Here is a 2,309-nt window from a genome sequence, read left to right as displayed (position 1 = left end):
CATCTTTGACAGCAAATACTGGCTGAGTGGCTCTTTTGACAGAGGCATTCGCTCCATGACTACTCCTGATGCATAACTTTAAGCTAAGGGGCGCAGATACGTGGGGCATAATGGCGAAGCCGCCCCGCGTATAGGCGTCCCAGCGACCGAAGGGAGAGGCTTAAGCGCTTTGTTAGAAGCAGAGCCTGTTCCATTGGCTTTTTTAAAAACTAATAAAGCCAGCATACGATTGATTGTTAAAGCAAACAAGCAAAATGCCAGTGCAGTGATGTAGGTGATTTGACTGAAGCAAGCCGCCATTTGAGCTACCAAGTGCAATGGTGCTTGCTGGGTGAAAATGAGAACTTGGCGGTAAAGCGCCTATTGCGCAACCTTTGAATTTAAAGTGGCGAAGTTAAAACCACCAAAAGCCAGGGCGATTTTTGAAACAGCAGGTGAGGGCGGTTGAACTGGAATTTTTATAAAGCCAAACGCAGTTTAGGCTGACGCCTTCTAACTTTAAGCTAAGGGGCGCAGATACGTGGGGCATAATGGCGAAGCCGCCCCGCGTATAGGCGTCCCAGCGACCGAAGGGAGTGGCTTAAGCGCTTTGTTAGAAGCAGGGCCTATACCTTTGGCCTTATTAAAAACTAATAAAGCCAGCATACGATTGATTGTTAAAGCAAACAAGCAAAATGCCAGCGCAGTGATGTTGCTGATCTGACTGAAGCAAGCCGCCATTTGAACTAGCAAACGCAATGGCGCTTACCGAGTAAAATAAGAATTTGGCGATAAAGCGCCTATTGCGCGACCTTTGAATTTAAAGCGGCGAAGTTAAAAGCACCTAAAGCCAGAGCGATGTTGCGAACAACAGGTGAGGGCTGTTGAACTGATATTTGTATTAAGCCAAATGCAGTTTAGGCTGACGCCTTCTAACTTTAAGCTAAGGGGCGCTAGCGCGTGGGCTAAAATCCGAACGAAGTGAGTCAGCCCGCGTGTTAGCGTCCCAGCGACCGAAGGGAGTGAACTTGAGCGTTTTGTTAGAAGCAGAGCCTGTTCCCTTGGCATTTTTAAAAACTAATAAAGCCAGCATACGATTGATTGTTAAAGCAAACAAGTAAAATGCCAGTGGAGTGATGTTTTGATTTGACTGGAGCAAGCCGCCATTTGAGCTACCAAGTGCAATGGTGCTTACTGGGTGAAAATGAGAACTTGGCGGTAAAGCGCCTATTGCGCAACCTTTGAAGTTAATGCGGCGAAGTTAAAACCATCAAAAGCCAGAGCGATTTTTGAAACAGCAGGTGAGGTACGTTGAACTGATATTTTTATAAAGCAAAATGTAGTTTAGGCTGACGCCTTCTAACGCCCAACTTAGGGGCAATAACACGTAGGCTAAAATTGGAGCGAAGCGACTGAGCCTACGTGTTATTGTCCCAGTGAGCGCTAGCGAACGACTACAGTTTTTTGTTAGGTGCTACGATTCAAAAACAACAAATGCAGCCCGAAGTAAAACAATAAAAACACCATAGCAGAGAATTGTTATTGAGCGTCTTCGACGTTTGGGAAGTAGTTCTTTTACAACCACTGAGTTGTTTCTTTTTAAAGACGCGCTCCATATTAAAAACCAGTATACGCTGAGAGCATATGAACTAGAACCGATTTGGACAGTTGCTTTATGCTTAGGCCAGAACAATAAGTACTTTGAATAAGCAATGGTGTCTCCTACCTTGACTTCAAATTTAGTATTAAAACGGTCGTAGGAAAAGCAAACGGAATTACCACCTACGTTATGTCGATGTTTATGAAATCTTTCGAAGCTCATATCCCTGTAGCACCTAACGCTAAGCTTTGGGGCGCTAGCACGTGGGCTAAAATCCGAACGAAGTGAGTCAGCCCACGTGTTAGCGTCCCAGCGACCGAAGGGAGTGCCAACAGCGTTTTGTTAGGCGTACAACTGAAAGTACGCAGCTTTGCTGCCACCACTAGCCAAATAGACCGCGTGTTTAAATAATTGAATTTAAGATAAAACAACCCTGTGCGAAATGCCAGATGTTAACGGCATTGATGGATAAAAGAGCGAGTTTAGAAAACTGGTGATGTTGAATGTTGGCGTTGCGATGTTGATGAAAAGGGCGTTGCTAAAGCCGATGAAACTACCGAAAAAGCAAGCCGTAAAGACAACCTAGCGAAACAACCTTGATGCTGAAATGTCAAGTCTGAACCCACATTTTAATGCTGTAAGTGAATGACGCCTAACATTAAGCTAAGCGGCGCAGTTGCGTGGGGCATAATGGCGAAGCCGCCCCGCGTAAATGCGTCCGAGCGACCGA

Annotated in this window: 2 protein-coding genes; both read left to right on the top strand. The window is 45.5% G+C overall.

What is annotated here, in order from left to right:
- Nucleotides 1–100 precede the first annotated feature (100 nt).
- Nucleotides 101–274: a hypothetical protein gene (locus tag J5X92_RS20790; RefSeq protein WP_013783762.1), complete on the top strand. Its 174-nt coding sequence runs from the start codon at nt 101–103 to the stop codon at nt 272–274.
- Nucleotides 275–520: 246 nt separating this feature from the next.
- Nucleotides 521–703: a hypothetical protein gene (locus J5X92_RS20785; protein WP_208806424.1), complete on the top strand. Its 183-nt coding sequence runs from the start codon at nt 521–523 to the stop codon at nt 701–703.
- Nucleotides 704–2,309: the final 1,606 nt, after the last annotated feature.

It is taken from the genome of Alteromonas sp. K632G (assembly GCF_017653625.1).
In the GTDB taxonomy this organism is placed as follows: domain Bacteria; phylum Pseudomonadota; class Gammaproteobacteria; order Enterobacterales; family Alteromonadaceae; genus Alteromonas; species Alteromonas naphthalenivorans.
The sequence above is the reverse complement of the archived record's forward strand: the minus strand, read 5'-3'. Positions and strand labels throughout refer to the sequence as shown.